Raw genomic sequence first — 21761 nt, forward strand, 5'->3', positions numbered from 1 at the left:
CCCCTCCCTAAAGGAAGGGGATTCCTCCTGCGAGACGGCTATGCCCAGCCGCGAGAATGTTACGGGCTGCATTGACATCTCTGTCATGCAGCGTGCCACAGTCGGCACAACGCCATTCCCTTATTCCAAGACCCGCCCTACCTTTCGGACTGTTGGCGGAAATGCTTCCACAACACGAACACGTCTGGGTACTGTACGCTTCGTTGACTTCTGCAAACACCACTGACCGCGCTATCGCTTTGTATTTCAGTTGTGTCTTCAATATGAACCAGCCTGCATCCAGGACGCTTTTCGCCATCGTGGTTTTTGCCAAGCCAGCACTATTGACGTTGCCGACGAATATTGCACCGTGCTGCTGCACCAGTGCGGTAGTGAATTTATGGGTATCGTCCTTGCGTTGGTGTTTGATTTTGGCGTGAAGCGCTTTCACCCGCCGTTTTTGCTTGGCGCGTTGGGCTTTGCCGAGTTTCACTTCAAGGTTGCGGTAACGCTGCTGGCGTTCCAGTACGGTGCCGTCACTACAGGTGGCAGTGGTTTTTAACCCAAGATCAATGCCAATCGCACTCCTGCTGTCGTGAGGTGCAACTTCAACTTGTACCACAACATTGAAATACCACCGACCCCGTGCATCTTCGGAAAACGAGCCAGAACGGAAGGCGTATTGTGACAAGCCGTAGCTATCCCACACCTTGAAAAAGTGTTTGTTGTAGCGGACTTGCCCATCTTTCCACACCGCTGCCCCGGATTTGAAGGGAATCCAACCCAGTGAACGTTTGGATCCACCGGAAATCCGCCAGCGTAATTTGTCTTTTGTGAATTGTTTTCGTGCTTTCGCGTGGGCTTCGGTGACTTCTTGTACCGTTTGCGAATGCAGCGTGAAGCCGCGTTCTTTTTTGTATGCTGCCTGTTGTTTGGCTAAATCGAAAGCGGTGATATTGCTGCGTATCCAACCCACGCCGGGAATGGGGATATTGCTGTATTCTGCGCTGTAGGCATTGGCGGAATTCCACACTTGATTGCACTCAAACGCCCATTGGCGCAATACCGGCGCGTGTTTGTCGCGGATGCGAACTTTGAGCGTTTTCAAGGTGGTGGTGATGGGTTTCATGGGGTAGAGTGTAGCGGCATTACGACAAAAAACCACTGAATGGATGACTCTTCATCAGAGGTAGCCGAAGACGCTTATATCCCCGCCCTGAAGGACGAGGTTTTACGCGATTACGGATAAAATTGTCATAACGCCTCTCCACTTTTTTCACAAGACAAGCTCTCAACAAATTTGCCATAATAAACACTAAATTCGTGTAGCACGGAGTTTGTGTGATGAAAAACGTTACTGTAACCCTTGATGATGAAGTCGCCCAATGGGTGCGTGTTTGGGCAGCCAAACAAAATACCAGTATTTCCCAATTGCTGGGTAATCTGCTGCGCCGACGTATGCACGAAGAAAACGGCTATCAAGCAGCCATGCAGCAATTCCTTGCCCGCACACCCAGCGCATTAAAACCCAAAGGCGAACGCTACCCTAGTAGGGAGTCCCTTTATGAGCGTTAAGGCGTTTGTCGATACCAATATTCTGGTCTATTCGCGGGACAAATCTGAAGAGGACAAGCAAGCTATCGCCTTGCAATGGCTTGCTGTGCTATGGCAACAACGCTCCGGCAGAATTAGCTTTCAAACCTTGAATGAATTTTATGTCACGGTAACACAACGGCTCAAACCAGGTTTATCCAGACCCGAAGCACAAGCCGACATCCGCAATCTATTGCTGTGGAATCCCCTCCCTGTGGACAGTACAGTGATAGAAAATGCTTGGCTAATACAGGAGCGCCACCGTTTCTCATGGTGGGATTCGTTGATCTTATCCGCTGCCCAGATTCAGGATTGCACCTACGTCTTGAGTGAAGACATGCAGCATGAACAACAAATCGGTAATATGACCATCATTAACCCGTTTCTCAGTGACTTGTCGCTGCTAACACCGTAGCAGATACCTTACCTAATAACCGTTCACCCGATGGATATTTACACATGGCATCACTCAAAGACCAACTCCTCAATGCTGGCTTGATCGACAAAACCAAAGCCGCGAAAATCGAACAAGAACAGCGCAAGCAAGCCCACCAAAAAACTGCCAAAGCCCAAAAACAAGCAAAAAAAACCGGCGAAGTCGTGGTGGATGAAGCCAAGCTGTTAGCCGAAAAAGTCTTGCAGGAAAAAGCCGAGCGTTCCAAAGAACTCAACCGCCAACAGCGCGAACAGGCTGAGAAAAAAGCCATTCAAGCGCAAATTAAGCAACTGATCGACATCAACCGTATCGACCGTCAGCGCGGCGACCTTGCCTACCAATTCGCCGATGGCAGCAAAATCAAAAAGATTTACCTGACTAAAACCCTGCAAGACCAACTCGCCTACGGCATTATCGTGCTGGTGAAATTAGGCGACGGCTACGAACTCGTGCCACGCCAAATTGCTGAGAAAATTGCGCAACGCGATGCCACCTGTATTTTGGTGCAAAATGCGGGCAGCACTGAGACCGCCGTAGTGGAAGACGACCCTTACGCCGATTTCAAAATCCCCGACGATTTGATGTGGTAAGCACTTTTTTCTTGAATCGTAATTCAGAAATATCATACTATTCATGAATTACGATTCAAGAAGTACCAGATGATCAACAGGCAACTCCTCGCGGAAATACAAAGCAAGCTGTTCAAAGGCAAAGCCATCTTGCTCATGGGGTCACGACAAGTCGGCAAAACTACGCTAGTACAAACGTTGCTGGAAAATCTCGCCATACCTGTCATGAAGTTCAATGGTGATGAGCCTGATATGCGAGAAATACTTGCGAACACCACCTCTACACGCCTAGCCGCCTTGGTCGGCAATCACAAAATTGTTTTTATTGACGAAGCACAGCGCATCGAAAATATCGGGCTAACCCTAAAATTATTCACCGATCAATTACCCCATATTCAAGTGATTGCAACGGGTTCATCAGCGTTTGAGCTTGCTAGCAAAATTAATGAGCCGCTCACGGGGCGTAAATTTGAATACGAACTGTACCCGCTATCGTTTGTCGAAATGGTTGAACATCATGGCTGGTTTGCTGAAAAACGCCTCCTGCCACACCGCCTGATTTACGGTTATTACCCCGATGTTATCAATGCACTCAGTGAAGGTAATAGCGCACAAGTATTGAAATCACTCACGAGTAGCTACCTCTACAAAGACTTGCTCAGTTTAGAAGGTGTGCGCAAACCCCAACTGCTGGATAAATTGGTCAAAGCCGTTGCCCTACAAGTCGGCTCAGAAGTGTCTTTCAACGAACTGGCACAGCTCACCGATACCAATATTCATACAGTTGAGAAATATATCGACCTGTTAGAAAAAGCCTATGTGCTGTTTCGCCTGCCCGCTTACAGTGGTAATCACCGCAATGAAATTAAAAAGGGGCGCAAAATCTACTTTTTCGACAATGGCATTCGCAATGCGCTGATCAATAACTTCAACCCACTGGAATCACGTACTGACGTAGGTGCACTCTGGGAAAATTTCCTGATTAGTGAACGTATGAAATACCTGTCCTACCAACAAAATCTTTTTTTCACGCGGCGTTACTTTTGGCGCACCACCCAACAGCAAGAGATCGACTACCTCGAAGACAGCGGCGGCAAACTCCACGCATGGGAATTCAAGTGGAATCCTAAAGCCAAAGCAAAGTTCCCTGTCACATTCACGAATGCTTACCCCGACTGTGTAACCATGCGTGTCGATCCCGACAATTTTGAAGCATTTATTGGCTTGGCATGACTTCCACACTTCACCATTCACAGGGCTAACAACTATTATGCAATTCAACCGCTATATTTGGGATTTGTACCGTAATTCACCAGAAGGTCGGGCTGCCATCAAACGTGACATCACGGAACATTGGAAGGTACTTGATAATACGGGTGACATACGCCAAGAGTTGGAATTTACCGCTGAAGTTTTCGGGTTTGAAAATATTGAGGATGGAGAATCAGACATTCTCTCAGTCAATCTGAATAACTTACTTCATGAATTCACAGAAGATATTCTTATCAATGACAGCAAAGAAGCCGATGAACTATTTATCGAAATGGTAGATGATGGCTGGGAAATACCTGTCAATGTTGGGGAGGAAAATCAATGGTTCGTTTTAATAGGCGGTGGGCTTGAAGACAATACAGTTTATCGACAAGTTTTTACTACTATTACAGGGCTATCAGCGGGCTTACATACCGCTCATTCTGATTACTTCATCCCCTATTTTTTTATCAAACGTTTTGATCATCTCACAAAAATCTGTCATTTTTTTGGCATTACTCTACCCGATGAACCTACCAAGCAACAAAAGCGTGAACGTGCTCTGTACTATCTTGAAATTAATCGAGTATTTCAAGCATTTCGCCATGAACATGGTCTTTCCCCTGAGGAATTGAACGCTTTTTTATATGACTTCGCACCAAAAAATGTCAAGTTAGCAAATACCAATTCATTACCCGAAGCATCCCGTGTTTGGTTTTCCATTGGCAACAGCGTTGACTTTGAATACTTAGATGAAGCCAATGAAAAATCCATCAGTTTTTGGCAAGGCAACTTAGAAGCGCGGCGTGGTGACATCGTATTAATGTGGTGTTCTTCACCACGTAGCTACCTTCACTCTATTTGGCGTGTCGTGGATGATGGCTTTAACGATCCTTTTTTCTATTACTACAATAGCATCAGAGTCGGGCATCCTCTCAAAATACCCCCCATCACGTTTAAAACATTCGCTCAAGACCCGTTGCTCGGTGCTTCTCCTGCTGTAAAAGCCCATTTTCAAGGGCGTAGCGGTAGCGCACTAAGCCTAGAAGAATACCAAGCCATTTGCGGACTCATTAAACAAACAGGTTTTGATACAACCCTACTTCCCATCGCCCCCAGCGAACTCACTTTCGGCGATTTGACATTGAACAATGAACGGGATGTCGAAACCCAATTACTTGAACCGTTGTTGTTAAAATTAGGTTTCACAGTAACCGATTGGGTTAGACAACTCCCTGTTAGAATGGGACGCGGACAACGCAACTACCCCGACTACGTACTCGGTTGTGATCTCAAATCGGGCGAGGAAAGCGCTATTTCGGTACTCGAATGCAAATTCCGCATTAGCTCACCCAAAGAATTGAAAGATGCTTTTCTGCAAGCAAAATCCTATGCCCTACGCCTACAAGCTCAATCATTAACATTAGCAGATGCTCGTGGAATTTGGATATTCCAGCAACGCAGTGATGGATTTGTATTTGATGCCTTTACGTTCAAGGTATGGAAAGAACTTACCCACCCCGACATACTGCATGAAATTTCTCTCATTTTCGGTAAGAAAGTGATTGATGATGCGATACAGTCACGCTTGCGCACTATGAAAGCGCCTAGCAAGCAAAAAGGTTAAACGTCGAGCATGAAACCCTTCACCCGCATCCTCCGCCTGTGGACGATCAACCGTGTCTTTATCCGCCACGGCTTGGACGAACTCGTGTTCCGCATTCCCTTCATGCGCCCAGTCGCGTTTATCTATCACATTCTGCCCTGGAATTGGGGCAAGCAAGAAACCCGCCCACGCGGCGAACGTATCCGCCGGGCGCTCGAAGACTTGGGGCCGATTTTCATCAAATTCGGGCAAATGCTCTCCACACGACGTGACTTACTACCAGACGACATCGCCGCCGAATTGACCCGTTTGCAAGACCGCGTGCCGCCGTTTTCCAGCCTCGAAGCGCGGAAAATGATCGAAAAGGCTTACGGCAAATCCGTTACCGAAGTCTTCAAACGCTTTGAAACTGACCCAATGGCATCCGCTTCCATCGCCCAAGTCCACGCCGCACAATTGTGGGATGGCAAAGAAGTCGTCGTAAAAGTATTGCGCCCCGGCATTGAAAAAACCATCAGCCAAGACGTGGAACTGATGTACATGATGGCGGGTTTGCTGCAACGCTATTGGAAAGAAGCCCGCCGCCTACGCCCGGTGGAAGTGGTCGCTGAATACGAAAAGACCATTTTCGACGAACTCGATTTGATGCGCGAAGCCGCCAACGCCAGCCAAATCCGCCGCAATTTCGAGGGCAGCACCACCCTGTACGTGCCGGAAATTTACTGGGATTACACCCACCCCAATGTGATGGTGATGGAACGAATTTACGGCATCCCCGTCGGCGACATCGACCAGCTCAAAGCACACAATATCAACTTCAAGCGGCTCGGCGAATTGGGCGTGGAAGTGTTTTTCACCCAAGTCTTCCGCCACAACTTTTTCCACGCCGACATGCACCCCGGCAATATTTTCGTCAATGCGTCCAACCCTAACGAACCGCAATACATCGCGGTGGATTTCGGCATCGTCGGCACGCTCTCCCCCGCTGACAAACGTTATCTCGCGGAAAACTTCTACGCCTTTTTCCAGCGCGATTACAAACGGGTCGCGGAATTGCATGTGGAATCCGGTTGGGTTCCACCCACCACGCGGGTCGACGAATTTGAATCAGCCATCCGTTCGGTGTGCGAACCGATTTTCAATTTGCCGATTAAAGACATCTCTTTTGGGCAATTTTTGCTGCGCCTGTTCCAGACAGCACGGCGTTTTAATATGGAAGTGCAGCCGCAATTGGTTTTGCTGCAAAAAACCTTGCTGAATATCGAAGGCTTAGGTCGCCAGCTTTACCCCGATCTCGATTTGTGGTCGACCGCCAAACCCTTTATTGAACGCTGGATGGATGAACAAGTCGGTGTCCGCGCCTTGTTCAACGGCGTGAAAGTCAATCTGCCCAAGCTCCTCGAAAACTTGCCGTACATGCCGAATATGTTGCACGACATTATGCAGCAAACTACCCAACAAAAGCTCAAAATGCAGTGGGAATCGCAGCAACTCGAAGCCTTGCGCCAAGAAATGCGCCGTTCGCAACGTATCAATCAAACCCTGATCATCACCGGTATCCTCGTTTTTGTGGCAGTGCAAATCTTCAACGCTTACCGCTAACGCAAAAAAGCCGCCCTGTTTCCAGAGCGGCTTGCTTAACGCATGGGTTTAATGAACTTACGCCGGTGGTGCGTTCGGGTCTTTGACGTTGGCTGGAGCCACATCAACAACCACGGTTGCCTGCGCCTGATTACCGTACTTGTCTTTGACAATGTAAGTAAACTCATGGTCAGCGCAATAACCACCACGCAAGGTGTAACGAATCGACTTGCCATCCGGGCTAACCACTGCCGTACCATAGCGCGGGGTGCTGACAGAAATAATCGTCATCTCCTCGCCAGTATCATTCGCCAGTACCGGTAAGGTTCTGGTGACAGTATCGTTGAGATCAATCAATAGGTAATCATTTTTCGGTGCCAGATTACCGGGGTTAGTCGTGCTGCTCACGGTAATATTCACATCCGTTTCAGTCGTGTAACCACGGCTATCGGTCAGACGGTAAGTGAGTTTATCCGCCCCGGTATACCCAGCGGCAGGCGTGTAGACGACCCGATCATCAGAAACACCAGCCGCACCATGACTTGGCCCGGCAATAATGGTAATCGTAACACTACCACCGGCAGGCACATCGTCATTGCTTAACACGTCAAACGAGTTAGCCGTGCTATTCATGTCCACGGTATACAAATCCGCTTGGGCATTCAGATTGCCACCCGGCGCATTCACACGCACAAAAACGTTGCCAGTTGCGGTATTGCCGTCAGTATCCCGAATCGTGTAGGTAAACTGATCATCACCAGTAAAACCAGCATTCGGCGTATAAATCACGCTGTTACCACTTTGCGCGACAGTTCCATTGGTTGCAGCACCCGTACCCGTTACCGTCAAGGCATTGCCATTCGGATCCGTGTCATTGCCCAACACCGCAATAGTCACTGGGGTTTCCTGTACTGTTTCCACCTGATCAGCATTGGCAACCGGTGCATTCGGATTGGTTGCGCCTGCCGTTACGGTAATTGTCACCGTAGCGTTAGTACGATTACCGTCTGGGTCAGTGGCAATATAAGTAAAGGTGTCGGTTCCAACAAATCCCGGATTCGGTATATACGTCAAAATATTACCGTTTTGCGTGACTTCACCGTTTGCAGGGGCAGTGTAACCGCCAATCGTCAGCGTAGCATTTGTCGGAGAAAGGTCATTGTCCAATACATCAATATCGACGGATTCGCCAGTAGTGGTGGAAGCAGTATCATCCTTAACCACAGGCGCATTCGGATTTGCCGCACCAACTGTTACCGTGACCGTTGCCGTGCTTTGGTTGCTTGCCGGATCCCGAATCACGTAGGTAAAGGTATCAGTACCCGTAAAGCCATCCACAGGTGTATACACCAAGTCAGTACCCACTTGAACCACTGAGCCATTCGCACCTTGATTAAAGCTCAAAATGCTCAATACATCACCGTTCGGGTCAGTATCATTTGTCAATACTGGAATGCTAACTGGCGTACCACTGGTAGTCGTAGCGCTGTCATTGACAGCAACAGGCGCGTTCGGTGTAACAGCGCCGCCAGTGCCTGCCGTGGTTTTGTAGGTATCCACGGTTTGTTTATGATCAGCAGTGTTTCGCAATGCCTGACGTACCCACAGTGGTGGTTCAGGAATCAGCTCCTTACGCCACACGACTTTCGGGTCGGTCATGCTAGTGCCACCCTGCTCAATCACCTCATCTTTGTATTCGTTCTGGTAAGTGACGTATTCAATATCAACGCGGCGGTTTTTATGACCTTCCGCATCGGTATTCGGGTATTTAGGCTGGGATTCACCCAAACCCTGCGCCAGCAACTCATTACCACTGAAACCGTTTTTGATCATGAAATCACGCACGGCATTCGCACGACGCTCAGACAAACTCTGATTGTGCGCGTCTGAACCTTTGTCGCAGGTATTGCCGGTAATGCGGATATTGCCATCATAACCCGATGCACGAATCTGACCGATAACCGCTTTCATGCGTTCTTGCGCTTCCGGGGTCAACTTAGCACTGTCGAGCTTGAAGAAGGTATCAGACTCCAGTTCCATCGTGTTCTTAACGAGTTTGCGCTCAATTTTCGGCGGCTGCTTGACTTGTTCGCCCGGAATTTCCGTGCGAATCCGGCGATAGCGCTGTTCGGGTTGCCAAACACCTGCTTCACTGCCGATGTCATAACGGTAGGAAACGCCACCGCGTGCTTCCGCGTCTTCGGAAGCCATTGCACCACCGGCTTTTTTATAGACTTCCACTTCCGCGCCCACGCTATGTGGGGTATCGGGGAAAAACTTTTCGACACCACCTGTCAGGGTCGTTTGCGTCGGGCGTTTTTCGCTATCGGCAAAATCTTTAGCCCACTCATAGTCCACACCGCCTTGCACACGCATCCCCTGCCCTGGCAGGAAAGTGCCCACACGTCCGCCGACACCAAGGTCGTAGGCTTTTTCAGTGACGCCGGGGGTAGTAGTCGCACGACCATCGGACAAGCCCTTGCTCACATGCCCCGACCAGAACAACGTGCTGTTTTCCTGACCGTAACCCAAGGTGGCTTTTTTATCTTTGTGCTCATTTTGGTCATAAGCACCAAACACTTTATTAACGTGCGAAGGATTATTCGCATCACCCGACACCCAGTGATGGCTGAGCTTCGCACCTGCCCCCGTCAGGGTTTCCTCGCCAGCAGCGTCATCAGCATCGGGGTTAAAACCCACATAGCCTTGACCGATGGTCGCGCTGCTCTCGGTGTTACCGAAAACTTGGCTGGCTTCCACTTTGCCTTTGAGTTCAGTGTCAACACCAATGCCAATGCGGGTGTTACCGCCTACATAGCCGGTATTGACGCTGGAGGTTTCCGTGGAATCTTCTAAAAATCCGTCACTTTGCTGACCTAAATCCTGAGCTTGGCTCATCGCATCCGGTAATGCATTATTCTCTGGAATTGCATCACTTTCCAAGGTTAACGGGGCAGATGGCGGCGGTGGAATTTGACCATACGACCCGTCATGCCCGCCGTCTCCTGCGAGAACAGTGGCAGAACAAAATAGTAATGGCAAAATAGCCCATGTAGGGGAAAGCGTTTTTTTGTTATTCATCGTTATGTCTCTCTGTCTGCGTGCCTTTATTATTGGTATTGGGTCACATGATCGCAGTCACTATATTCCGTGTGGCAAACACACCACAACATATTCCGACGAACGTATGGTCATGCTATATCCCTAGCCAACAGACTGAAACTGCATTGATTTTGTGTTTTATGCCTGACGCTGGAAAGCCCTTCGTCTATACTCCTCACACTAAGTATGGAGATGGAGTCTCAATGATCTTATGTTAAAAATAATACAAATCGTTCCATTTTTCGGCATCGTACTGCTCATCTACTGGCTGGCAGTCAAAACCAGCTTATTCCCTGAGGGTTTGAACCACGTTTTGTTTCACTTGCGCTTACCATCCGGTGCGCTATGGAAACCCACTTGGGGAGACATGATGGTGTTACTTGGCGTGCTTTGCCTGTACGTTGAATTATTCAAATCTACCCGCACCTCAGAAACCACCATCGTCGATCACTTGCTATCGACATTTGTACTGATTTTTTACCTGACTGCTTGGTTGATTTACCCCTGGGCAGGCAATTCCGTCTTTCTGATTTTGACGGGCATGGCATTCTTAGATGTTATTGCCGGTTTCACCATCACCATTTCAGCCGCACGTCGTGATCTAGCGATTGGTGGAAGGTAATTATTTAAGCCATAATACGCCAAGTATTTTTTGAGAGAGAATCGTTCATGCACACACTTATTGCCCGCTTGACTGTGCTTTCCACCCTGTCAGTCAGTGCTTATGCCGAGGTTCCACAATTTCCCGATCCCAATATACTGCCACCTGACACCAGTGTGACTTCGGGTAGTGTCACGACAACCCAACCCCCAACCGACAGCTACACTCAACCTGTGGCAGGCAACACCACTAGCACAACGACAACCCATCTCGGCACCACTGGCACTTACGTTTACCCATCCACCAATACGACGAGCACCACTACCGGCAATAGTGCAGCGGGCATTTACGTTTATCCACAAACGGATACCAGCAGCACCGGCAATACGACTGCAACCAGTACGGCAGTCAGCCCAACCACCACGACTACTTATGGCTACACCTACCCACAAACCCAAGCGGTCAGTGGCTGGGGCAACAGTTATAACTATACCCAACCGTATTACTACAACCCGGCGCAATATTTCTTGCCTAGCCCGATGTTAACGCCACCTGCGCCACCGCCAATGATGATGCCGCCTATCCCCAGCTTTAGATGGCCTAGCATGGGCTATGGCTATAACAGCAACACAACCCCTTATAGCTATTGGACAGGCAACGCAGCCAATACCCAAACCACGGCGCAAACCAGCGCAACCCAAACCGCCAATACCCAACAAATTGATTCGCTAAACCAAAGCCTCAGCAGCCTGCGCCAGCAACAAACCGATCTGGAAAGTAAAACGCAAGAAACCCTGTCAGCTCAAGAACAAACCATTGCCGATTTGCGCAAACAACTCGAAGAAGCCAGCCAAGGTAAAGGCACCCTCGAAAGCCAACTGACCACCTTGAGGGGCGAACTCGCAGAAAGCGTCAAGAAAGCGGAGCTGGAAAGCTGCAAAGCCGAAAAAGACGAATTAGCGGGCAAAGTTACTGACATGGATCAAAAAGTGTCAGCGATTGCCGAAGTCTCACAACAGTTCGCCCAGTTGCGCCAAAACTTTGCCACGCTTGAAACCGAAAAGCAGCAATTAGTGAGTGCTCTGGAAAGCGAAACCAAAGACACTGATGCTGATGGTATTCCCGACAAACTCGATAAATGCCCGGATAGCGCCCTAGGTGTTAAAGTCGATGCCAGCGGCTGTGAACCACCTAAAGACACGGATAATGATGGTGTTATTGATGAGAAAGACCGCTGCCCCACCACGGCTGCGGGCGTTAAAGTTGATGAAAATGGCTGTGACTTACCGCCGCCGGATGCCGACAAAGATGGCGTGCCTGACGATGCTGACAAATGCCCTGACACCAAAGTGGGCGTGAAAATCGACGCACTTGGCTGTGACTTACCACCACCGGATGCCGACAAAGACGGCGTGCCTGACGATGCTGACAAATGCCCTGACACCAAAGCGGGCGTGAAAATCGACGCAATTGGCTGTGACTTACCTCCACCGGATGCCGACAAAGACGGTGTTCCTGACGATGCCGACAAATGCCCTGACACCAAAGCGGGCGTGAAAATCGACGCACTTGGCTGTGACTTACCTCCACCGGATGCCGACAAAGATGGCGTTCCTGACGATGCCGACAAATGCCTCGACACCAAGGAAGGCGTGAAAGTCGACGACAAAGGCTGCGACCTGCCACCGCCGGATGGCGACAAAGACGGTGTGCCTGACAATGCCGATCAGTGCCTAGACACCAAGGAGGGCGTGAAAGTCGACGACAAAGGCTGCGACTTACCACCACCAGATGGCGACAAAGACGGCGTGCCGGACGACGCAGATAAGTGCCTCGACACCAAAGAGGGCGTGAAGGTCGACGACAAAGGTTGCGACCTGCCTCCACCGGACGGCGACAAAGACGGCGTGCCGGACGATACCGATAAGTGCATCGACACCAAAGAGGGCGTGAAGGTCGACGACAAAGGTTGCGATCTGCCTCCACCGGACGGCGACAAAGACGGCGTGCCGGATGATGCGGACAAGTGCCTCGATACCAAAGAGGGCGTGAAAATCGACGCACTCGGCTGCGACCTACCCCCACCGGACGGCGACAAAGACGGTGTACCAGATGATGCCGATAAGTGCCTCGATACCAAAGAAAGTGTGAAGGTCGACGACAAAGGTTGCGACGCGGTTCCTGACGCTGACAAAGACGGTATTGCCGACGCGGATGACCTCTGCCCGGATACTGCCGCCAACACGGAAGTCAATCAGGTCGGCTGTTCCAAAACCGAAAACATCAACCTGAAAGGCGTCAACTTTGAAACCGGCTCCGCCATTCTGACCGCAGCCTCATCCCCGATTCTGGACGAAGCCGCCAGTACCCTGAAAAAATACCCCGACCTGAAAATCGAGGTAGGCGGTCACACTGACAGCAGCGGCGACAAGGTAGCCAACGAAAAGCTTTCCCAGTCTCGTGCCGAAGCTGTGATGAAATATTTGGTGGAAAAAGGTGCTAAAGCCGAACTTCTGAGTGCCAAAGGTTACGGCCCCAGCACGCCAATTGCAGATAACGCCACGCCAGACGGCAAAGCGCAAAACCGTCGGGTTGAGCTGAAAATACTGCCGTAAGAAGAAACCCCTCCCTAACCCTCCCCTTGTCAGGGGAGGGAACTTTACCTCATCGGATTTACATGTCTCAGTACCAACAACACGCCAAAAAACGTTTCGGTCAGCATTTCCTGCACGACCGCAACGTGATCGACAACATGCTCCGCGCTGTTAACCTGCAACCCACGGATCACGTCGTCGAGATCGGCCCCGGCCCCGGCGCACTCACCTTTCCGCTGCTGGAATTACTGCCGCGTCTGGATGTGGTCGAAATCGACCGCGACGTGATTGCATGGTGGCAACAACAGCCACAAGCCGAAGGTAAATTGCATATCCACGCCCAAGACGCGCTCAAGCTGGACATTCCGGCATTGCGCGGCGACGGCGACCCCCTGCGGATTATCGGCAACTTGCCGTACAACATTTCCACACCGCTGATTTTCCACTTTCTGGAACATCGGGCGCACATCCGCGACATGCTGTTCATGCTGCAAAAGGAAGTGGTGGATCGTTTGACTGCCGAGCCGGACAGTTCAGATTACGGGCGGCTGTCGGTAATGGTGCAATACTATTGCGAACCGCATTATTTGCTGAAAATTGGCCCCGGTGCATTTACCCCGCCACCCAAGGTTGATTCGGCGGTGGTGTATTTGAAACCGTGGGCAACACAGCCTTTTATTGCCAACGATACGGAACAGTTTGAAAAGCTAGTGAAACAAGCCTTTGCACAACGGCGCAAAACTTTGCGCAATACGCTGAAAGGCTTGCTGACGGTGGAACAGATTGAAAGCGTGGGGATAGATCCGGTGCGGCGGGCGGAAACGTTGGCGGTGGAGGATTTTGTTAATTTGGCGAATTTGCTAACGGGGTGATGTAATCCCGCATGAAGAGGGCGTATGCAATACGCCCCTACGGGATTCTGGTAGGGGCGTATTGCATACGCCCTCTTCCTCTTCTGATATATTGCTGTAAACCTCAACAAGCAGGGCTTGCAGCATGTCAGAGCAACACCAACACATCTTCATTTCCCACGCGACCGCTGACGATGCCTTCGTCAAGCAATTGCGTGAAAAGCTGGAACTTCATCACCTTAACGTGTGGGTCGATTCGCGTAATCTGCGCGGCGGCGACAAACTTTGGCCTGACGTTGCCGAAGCCATCCGCACAGCCCGCCATGTTTTGGTTGTCATCAGCCCGCAGACTATCAATTCCGACTGGGTATTCGACGAAATTGAACTGGCGGAACAGGTCGAAAAGGAACGTGCCGATTACCGCGTGATTCCGCTGATGCTGCCCGGCATTACGCCCAAAGCCCTGAAACGCTATTTCGCGGAAGAACCCGCTGGCGAAAAGATCGAGCTGGAAGTTGGCAAGTTGCAGGAAGCCCTACCGCGTATTCTCGCCGCCCTCGGCGAACGCTTGCCCGACGACTTGCCCACTGAACAAATCATCGAAAACAAACCCCTTGCCGAATTGCTGCTTAAATTGACTAAACCAAAACTAGAAAAACAGGAAAATGGTAGCCAGAAACTAAGTGCAGAGGCTGAACTGATATTCAGCCCGGCTGATCGGGCTACTGAGCGAGAGGTGAAAAGCCGCCCATTCCGCTTCGTTGCCCCCATTGGACAAATCGAACAGGACGAACTGCGTTGGTATTTGGAGGAATATCATAAATGGCCAATAGGAGTACATCGCACGCGGGCAAAGCAGTTAGAAAAGCAACTGCCATTGTGGGGGGAAAGACTATTCACTGAAGCATTAGATAAATCAGCCTGCCAAGAGGCCAAACGTGCTTGGCAAAATATCCGCGCAGAAGTCGAGCGTCGTTTTTCCGTACTGGTGGAAACTGCCCTTCTAGATGACGCAAGTGAGGATGAAAAGAATAATGCTAATGAAGCGGCCAGCCGCTTGCAAAGCCTACCTTGGGAGTTGTTACATGATGGACGTTCTTATCTCTGTGAAGGTGCTAATCCAGCCAGAATCCGTCGTCGTTTACCTAATTACTTCCATCAATTACCAGTATCCATACGTCCCCCTATTCGAATTCTGATCGTGAGTCCACGGCCTGAGCAGAATGATATTGATTATTCCGATCACCGCATAAGTGCCAAGTCCCTGTTAGCAGTAGCGGAAAATTTAGGTGATGTTATAGAGCTTACGATTCTAGAGCCTCCGACACTACAGGCATTGAAAAAACAATTACATTGCGCTCATGAACAAGGCAAACCTTTTCATATTCTACATTTTGACGGAAATGGAGTTTACGATTTAGATTGCGGCCTAGGTGTTTTATGCTTCGAAAATCAGCATGATATAAGTAAAATCACAAACCGACGCATGGAGTTGGTAGATGCTAATAAAATAGTTTCAATATTGCGTGACTACCGAGTTTTATTGGTTTTTTTGGAAGCTCGCCAAAGCATCCCTAGTAATACCAAGCCTCATTCTTCTGTAGCACGAAGAATGCTTGAGGAAGGGGTTGTATCAGTGGTTACTATGAGTCATTGCGTGATGGAGGAAACAGCAAGGCACTTTGTTACGTGTTTTTATCAAACCTTAGCTCAAGGGCGGCGAATTGGCATGGCAATGCTGAATGGACAAACTGCTCTCTATCAGAATGCCTCTCGCTTAGCCATTTCCGAAGAGGATCCCTTTCACCTGCAAGACTGGTTTGTGCCAATTTTATATCAAGAAGAATATGATCCGAATCTATTTAATACTTTTCCCTCGAAAATAGCACAACAAATTATCATAAAACAGAAGCAACTTCTCCTAGGAAATCTGCCTCATCTACCAGATCATGGTTTTATAGAACGTAGCTACGAAGCATTAAAAATAGAAAGATTATTAAACCAATATTCTTATGCAGTTATCCGTGGACAGGGAGGAATAGGTAAAACCACATTAACGATTGAATTAGCTCACTGGTTGGTACGTAGCCTCCGTTTTAAGCGTTGCGCCTTCATTGACATAGAAAAATTTACCAACTCCGAATATGTGCTGAAACAACTGCTCCAACAACTGGTAAACCCGAATCACAATTTTGCTGCGGAATACGCCAGCGACACCGATAAAGCCTTGCTGGCAATCCGGCGGGTGCTGGAAAACGAGCGCGTGTTGATTGTGGTGGATAATGTGGAGGCGTTGTTGGCGGATGAGGGGAATGTGGGGGCGGTGTTGCAGCTTCTGGCGAAGCTGTTAGCCCCCCCATCCCCAACCCTTCCCCCGCAAGGGGGGCAGGGGGCAAGAGTGCTGTTTACCACCCGCGAACCCCTTCCCGCACCGTTCCACCACAAAGCCCGCGAGATTGTGCTGGGAGCATTGAGCGTGACGGATGCCAAGGCGTTGGTGATGCAGGTGATGAACAACGAAGGTTTGCACCTGCGCCATGATGATCTAGGCAATACGCCTCAGGAAGTGGACGATCTGCTGGGTTCGGTCGGTTGCCATGCGCGGGCGTTGGTGCTGCTGGCGCGGGAACTGGTGCAGCGCGGGGTGACGGCGACCACCGCGAATGTGCGGACGATCATGCAAGAGCTGGAACAACGCCATCCGGGGCAGCGCGAACTGTCGCTGTTCGCCAGCGTGGAACTCTCCCTACGGCGGCTGTCGCCGGACGTGCGCAAGCAAATTGCGGGGCTGGCGGTGTTTCAGGATGGCGGTAGTAAGTACTCAATGCAGTATGTATTGGATGTCGATTCCGAGCGCAATACCGAAATCGTCCAATCACTAATCGAAGTCGGTTTGGCACAACCTATCGGCGACTATGACTACATTCGCATTGATCCCGCCTTGCCTGCGTATCTCGATCTGGGACTGATGGCGGAACAGCGCGATGACTATCGGCAACGCTGGCTGGGAAGGATAGAACAACTGCTGGATTATCTTTTCAAAAAGCAATTTCAAGATGTTGCTCTATCGGAACAACTCACAGAATTAGAGCTGCCTAATCTGATGACTTATTTACAAATACACGTTATAAAACTACAGAATGAACCCATTAATACTGGGGAGGTAGTTAATAAGATTCGGATGGTAGAACAACTAATAACAAACTTATACCACCCACAATCAATGGCTCGATTGAGCGAGTGGCGCAAGCTAATAGCGGAATTGGGAGATACGTGGAATCATGCCCGCTTTGAAAATGAACGCATGAATATTGAACTCCTGTTGCAGCAGGGTGATCTGCAAACCGCTTTTCAGGCAGCACAATCCTTGTTGCAGCAGTGCCAGCAGGCAGGGGAACAAGCGTATGCCGATGCCGATGCCGATGCCGATGCCGATTACGATTTGGCGATGGCGCACATCCTGTTGGGGCGGGTCTTGAAAACAAGCGGTGCAGCCACTCAAGCCTTGCCCTATTTGCAGGAAGCGCAACGGCATTTTGAAGCCTTGGGGGAAAGCGGGGTAAGGATGGCTTCCGTAGCCTTGACGGAACAGGGCAATTGCCTGCTAGCCTTGGGGCAACTGGATGCTGCGGCAGCGGCTTATGAGGAAGGCATTAAACGCAGTGAAAAACTGGAAGATATACGCGGTGTTGCGGTAGGCAAAGGGCGGCTTGCTACGATACGTATGTTGCAAAAACGCTATGCCGATGCCCTGCAAGGCAATCAGCAAGCACTGGCACTGTTCCAGCAACTGGATGAACCGGGTGCAGTGGCAACGGTTTGGCATCAGATTGGGATAACGCATAAAAATACAGGCGACTTTGCACAGGCTGAGCAGGCGTATCGGCAGTCCCTGTCGATTGAAAGCCAGCAAGGCAATAAGGCGGGTGAAGCGAGTAGCTTGGGTGAACTGGGCAATCTTTATAATGACTGGAATCGCCCGGAACAGGCAGTGAGTTTTTTCCGGCAGGCAGTGGGCATCTATGTGGCTTTGGGGGATTTACGGTATGAAGGTGTTGTGCGTAGCAACCTCGCCAATGTCTTGATCAAACTCCAACGCTATGACGAAACCCGCCCAGAACTGCTACGGGCGATTGAGTGCAAACAGGCATTTGGTCATGCGGCTGAACCGTGGACAACATGGCAAATCCTGCACAATCTGGAACAAGCCAGCGGCAATCCACCAGCCGCCCGCGAAGCACGGCAACAGGCACTGGCGGCGTTTCTGGCGTATCGGCGGGATGGTGGGGAGAATCATTCTGGTGCTGGGCGTTTGGCTTTGGCTGTGGGGCAGGCGATACAGCAGGGGGATACGGCGGAGGTTGAGCAGGTGATCGGGCAGTATCTTGAGGGTGATCTGTCAGACAGCGACAAAAACTTCCTGCACAAGCTGCAAGCGATTATCGCCGGGGAGCGGGATTTGGCTTTGGCGGAGGATGAGGGGTTGAAGTATGACTTGGCGGTGGAGTTGGTTTTGTTGTTGGAGGGGTTGGAGTAAGAACCCCTCACCCCAACCCCGCACCCAGCCGCTTCGCGTCGTCCCTCAAGGGGCGAGGGGCTAAGAAAAGATCTTTCTTGCTCCCCCTCGCCCCTTGAGGGAGAGGGGGCTGGGGGGTGAGGGGTAACGGCGCAGCCGCAGCATTCCCCTCACGCCCCCAAAACCACATCCAAAAACCCCTGCCCATACTGCGCCAACTTACGCTCACCTATCCCCGCGATACCCCGCATCGCCTCCAGCGTTTGCGGGCGTTCATCCGCCATTTGCAGCAAGGTGGAATCGTGGAAAATGACATACGGCGGCACACCCTGTTCCTGTGCCAAGCGCAGTCGCAGCGCACGCAAGGCTTCCCACAATGCCTCCACCTCAATGGGCATGGTATCGCGGTTAAACCGGGGTTTGGCGACAGGATCACCCCGCACACGATCACGCCGCACCCGTTCGCGCTTCTGCTCCTTGCGCAAATGCAACTCGATTTCCCCACGCAATAACGGGCGAGCGTTATCGGTCAAACGCAAACCGCCATGCCCGTCCACATCCACCGTCAAATACCCCAGCGCAATCAATTGGCGGAAAATATTGCGCCATTCCGCTTCCGAATGTTCCTTACCAATCCCAAAAGTGGAAAGCTGCTCGTGGCGAAACTGGCGAATGCGCTCATCATCCTTGCCCAGCAACACCTCGATAATGTAATTCACCCCAAAACGCTGCCCGGTGCGGTACACGCACGACAAGGCTTTTTGCGCCGCAACCGCAGCCTCCCACACTTCCGGCGGATTCCGGCAATTATCGCAATTGCCACACGGTTGCGGGGTAGGTTCACCAAAGTAGCTCAACAACGCTTGGCGGCGGCAGGTCGTCATTTCGCACAAGCCCAACATGGCTTGCAGCTTGTGGTGTTCGATGCGCTTTTGCTGCTCGCTGGCGGTGGATTCCAACATCATCTGGCGCAAAGTGATGACATCTTGCAGGCCATACGCCATCCACGCATTCGCGGGCAAACCGTCACGCCCCGCCCGCCCGGTTTCCTGATAATAGGCTTCGATGCTTTTTGGCAGGCTCAAATGCGCCACAAAACGCACATCCGGTTTATCAATCCCCATGCCGAACGCGATGGTGGCAACGATAATCACGCCCTCTTCGCGCAGGAAACGTTGCTGGTGGTTACGGCGCGTATCCGCATCCATCCCCGCGTGATACGGCAAGGCGGTGCGCCCCTGTTGCGCCAACCATGCTGCGGTATCTTCGACTTTTTTGCGCGACAGGCAGTAAACAATCCCCGCATCCTGCGAATGATGCGCGTCGATAAACTGCCACAATTGTTGCCGCGCCTGCTGCCCCTGCTGGATGGTGTAGTGGATATTGGGGCGGTCAAAACTGTTGACGTAAATATCGGCGCGTTGCAGGCGCAACTGCTCAATGATTTCCTGACGAGTACGCTGATCCGCCGTCGCCGTCAGCGCAATGCGCGGCACACCGGGGAAACGTTCCGCCAGCATCGACAATTGCTGATACTCCGGGCGGAAATCATGCCCCCATTGCGACACACAATGTGCTTCGTCGATGGCAAACAGGCTGATACCGATGGTGGTGTGCAAACGCTCCAGCAAGGGCAGCATTTTTTCGCTGAGCAAACGTTCGGGTGCGACGTAGAGCAAGTCGATTTCACCTGCCAGTAATTCGCGCTCCACCCGTTGCACCGCGCCGTAGTTGAGCGTCGAATTGAGGTACGCCGCTCGAATGCCGAGTTGCAGCAGCGCATCAACCTGATCCTGCATCAAGGCAATCAGCGGCGAGACGATAATGCCCACGCCATCGCGCACCAAGGCCGGAATCTGGTAGCACAGCGATTTGCCGCCGCCCGTAGGCATCAGCGCGAGGACATCATGAGCTTGCAGCAATGAGCCGATAATATCGCGCTGGTTCAGGCGAAAATCGGCGTAGCCGTAGGTGTTGTTGAGAATGTGGTAGGCACGTTGCATAACGCTATTGTTTCACCTTAAGGGGTTCGTAACCACTGCCATGTTGCCATACCTGTCAGCGTCATGAGCAACGAACCGACCACATGTACGCTAATAACCCCTGCCGCCCATGCCATACGCCCATTCTGAAACAACAACATCACTTCCGCTGAAAAGGTCGAAAACGTCGTCAAACTGCCGCAAAAGCCGGTAATGATCAGCAACTTCCATTCGGGCGACAGGTTAGTGCTGGAGAAAAATGCAATCGCAAAACCAATGATATACGCGCCTAACAAGTTCGCCGTGAGCGTACCGACTGCCAGATGCGGCAACAGGGTATTGAGTTTCAAGCCCAACAGCCAGCGTAACCATGCGCCGAGTGCTGCACCGAGCGCGATGGCGAGAAGGGTTTTCCACATACGGCTGCCTTTTCGTGATAAATCTTGGCGGTAGATTTTGCGGGGTTCGAGGTAACGTGTCAAAGCAGACAGTATCCGCTACAATCCAAACACACCACTACGGCGAGTTGATACCATGTCTACCGCGACACTGCTGGAACTTGAACACAACCTCATTACTGCGGACGAACTTTACGCGATGGGCGACAAACCCGGCGTGGAATTAGTAAAAGGAAAATTACGCGATATGTCCCCCACTGGCTATGAACACGGCGAAACCGAAAGCGATATTGCCTTCCACCTCAAAAACTTTTTACGCCAGCACAAACTGGGTAAAGTCATGACGGGCGAGGTCGGTATATTCATCCGCCGTAACCCTGACAGCATCCGTGCGGCTGATGTGCTATTCATTTCACACGAACGTTTACTGCAAGTGCAGTCCAAATCGTATCTGGATGTTGCGCCGGAATTAGTGGTAGAAGTCTTGTCACCGCGTGATTCGTGGGTCGATATGGCGGAAAAGCTGGAGGAGTATTTTTCTATCGGTGTCTTGCAAGTGTGGTTCGCCAACCCGCGCAATAAGACCTTGCAGGTGTTTACCTCTGTGACCGATTCGGTGTTGTTGCGGGGTGAGGAGCGCTTGCCAGATATTGCATTTTTGCCCGGTTTTAGCCTGAAGGTCAGTGAGATTTATAGTTAAAC

The 21761-nt window shown here is 50.9% G+C and carries 15 protein-coding genes; 11 read left to right on the plus strand and 4 right to left on the minus strand.

Going from position 1 to position 21761, the window contains the following annotated elements:
- Positions 1-7: 7 nt before the first annotated feature.
- Positions 8-1108 (minus strand): RNA-guided endonuclease InsQ/TnpB family protein, encoded by a 1101-nt coding sequence (locus L2Y54_RS21170; RefSeq protein WP_236498883.1) that lies wholly within the window; start codon positions 1106-1108, stop codon positions 8-10.
- 215 nt (positions 1109-1323) lie between these two features.
- Between L2Y54_RS21170 and L2Y54_RS21175 the strand changes: the two genes are divergently transcribed.
- From L2Y54_RS21175 to ubiB, 6 genes are all read left to right on the plus strand, one after another.
- A complete protein-coding gene (locus tag L2Y54_RS21175; RefSeq protein ID WP_236498885.1) occupies positions 1324-1554 on the plus strand; it encodes a DUF6364 family protein in 231 nt (76 codons plus the stop codon).
- Positions 1544-1987, plus strand: a complete 444-nt coding sequence (locus tag L2Y54_RS21180; protein ID WP_236498887.1) for a PIN domain-containing protein — start codon at positions 1544-1546, stop codon at positions 1985-1987. Before L2Y54_RS21175 ends, L2Y54_RS21180 begins: the two co-directional genes overlap by 11 nt.
- 44 nt (positions 1988-2031) lie before the next feature.
- Complete coding sequence (locus tag L2Y54_RS21185; RefSeq protein WP_236498888.1) at positions 2032-2598, plus strand: DUF2058 domain-containing protein; 567 nt, start codon at positions 2032-2034, stop codon at positions 2596-2598.
- A 69-nt stretch (positions 2599-2667) separates the two neighbouring features.
- A complete protein-coding gene (locus tag L2Y54_RS21190; protein WP_236498890.1) occupies positions 2668-3810 on the plus strand; it encodes an ATP-binding protein in 1143 nt (380 codons plus the stop codon).
- Between the two features lie 37 nt (positions 3811-3847).
- Positions 3848-5455, plus strand: a complete 1608-nt coding sequence (locus L2Y54_RS21195) for a hypothetical protein (RefSeq protein WP_236498891.1) — start codon at positions 3848-3850, stop codon at positions 5453-5455.
- Positions 5456-5464: 9 nt separating this feature from the next.
- On the plus strand, positions 5465-7036 hold the full coding sequence (ubiB, locus tag L2Y54_RS21200; protein ID WP_236498893.1) for a ubiquinone biosynthesis regulatory protein kinase UbiB: 1572 nt from the start codon (positions 5465-5467) through the stop codon (positions 7034-7036).
- Positions 7037-7093: 57 nt separating this feature from the next.
- On the opposite strand, the gene L2Y54_RS21205 is transcribed toward ubiB, so the two are convergent.
- Entirely contained in the window at positions 7094-10096 is a 3003-nt protein-coding gene (locus tag L2Y54_RS21205; protein ID WP_236498895.1) for an Ig-like domain-containing protein, read from the minus strand.
- Between the two features lie 232 nt (positions 10097-10328).
- Between L2Y54_RS21205 and L2Y54_RS21210 the strand changes: the two genes are divergently transcribed.
- From L2Y54_RS21210 to L2Y54_RS21225, 4 genes are all read left to right on the plus strand, one after another.
- Positions 10329-10739, plus strand: coding sequence for a hypothetical protein (locus L2Y54_RS21210; protein WP_236498897.1), 411 nt, complete (start codon positions 10329-10331; stop codon positions 10737-10739).
- Between the two features lie 47 nt (positions 10740-10786).
- A complete protein-coding gene (locus L2Y54_RS21215) occupies positions 10787-13333 on the plus strand; it encodes an OmpA family protein (RefSeq protein WP_236498899.1) in 2547 nt (848 codons plus the stop codon).
- 62 nt (positions 13334-13395) lie between these two features.
- Positions 13396-14184, plus strand: coding sequence for a 16S rRNA (adenine(1518)-N(6)/adenine(1519)-N(6))-dimethyltransferase RsmA (rsmA, locus tag L2Y54_RS21220; RefSeq protein WP_236498900.1), 789 nt, complete (start codon positions 13396-13398; stop codon positions 14182-14184).
- Positions 14185-14308: 124 nt separating this feature from the next.
- A complete protein-coding gene (locus L2Y54_RS21225) occupies positions 14309-18700 on the plus strand; it encodes a tetratricopeptide repeat protein (protein ID WP_236498901.1) in 4392 nt (1463 codons plus the stop codon).
- 149 nt (positions 18701-18849) lie between these two features.
- On the opposite strand, the gene recQ is transcribed toward L2Y54_RS21225, so the two are convergent.
- Positions 18850-20682, minus strand: coding sequence for a DNA helicase RecQ (recQ, locus tag L2Y54_RS21230; RefSeq protein WP_236498902.1), 1833 nt, complete (start codon positions 20680-20682; stop codon positions 18850-18852).
- 17 nt (positions 20683-20699) lie between these two features.
- On the minus strand, positions 20700-21143 hold the full coding sequence (gene crcB / locus L2Y54_RS21235; protein ID WP_236498903.1) for a fluoride efflux transporter CrcB: 444 nt from the start codon (positions 21141-21143) through the stop codon (positions 20700-20702).
- A 52-nt stretch (positions 21144-21195) separates the two neighbouring features.
- Between crcB and L2Y54_RS21240 the strand changes: the two genes are divergently transcribed.
- Positions 21196-21759, plus strand: a complete 564-nt coding sequence (locus L2Y54_RS21240; RefSeq protein ID WP_236498904.1) for a Uma2 family endonuclease — start codon at positions 21196-21198, stop codon at positions 21757-21759.
- Positions 21760-21761: the final 2 nt, after the last annotated feature.

The organism is Thiothrix winogradskyi (assembly GCF_021650935.1).
GTDB lineage: Bacteria > Pseudomonadota > Gammaproteobacteria > Thiotrichales > Thiotrichaceae > Thiothrix > Thiothrix winogradskyi.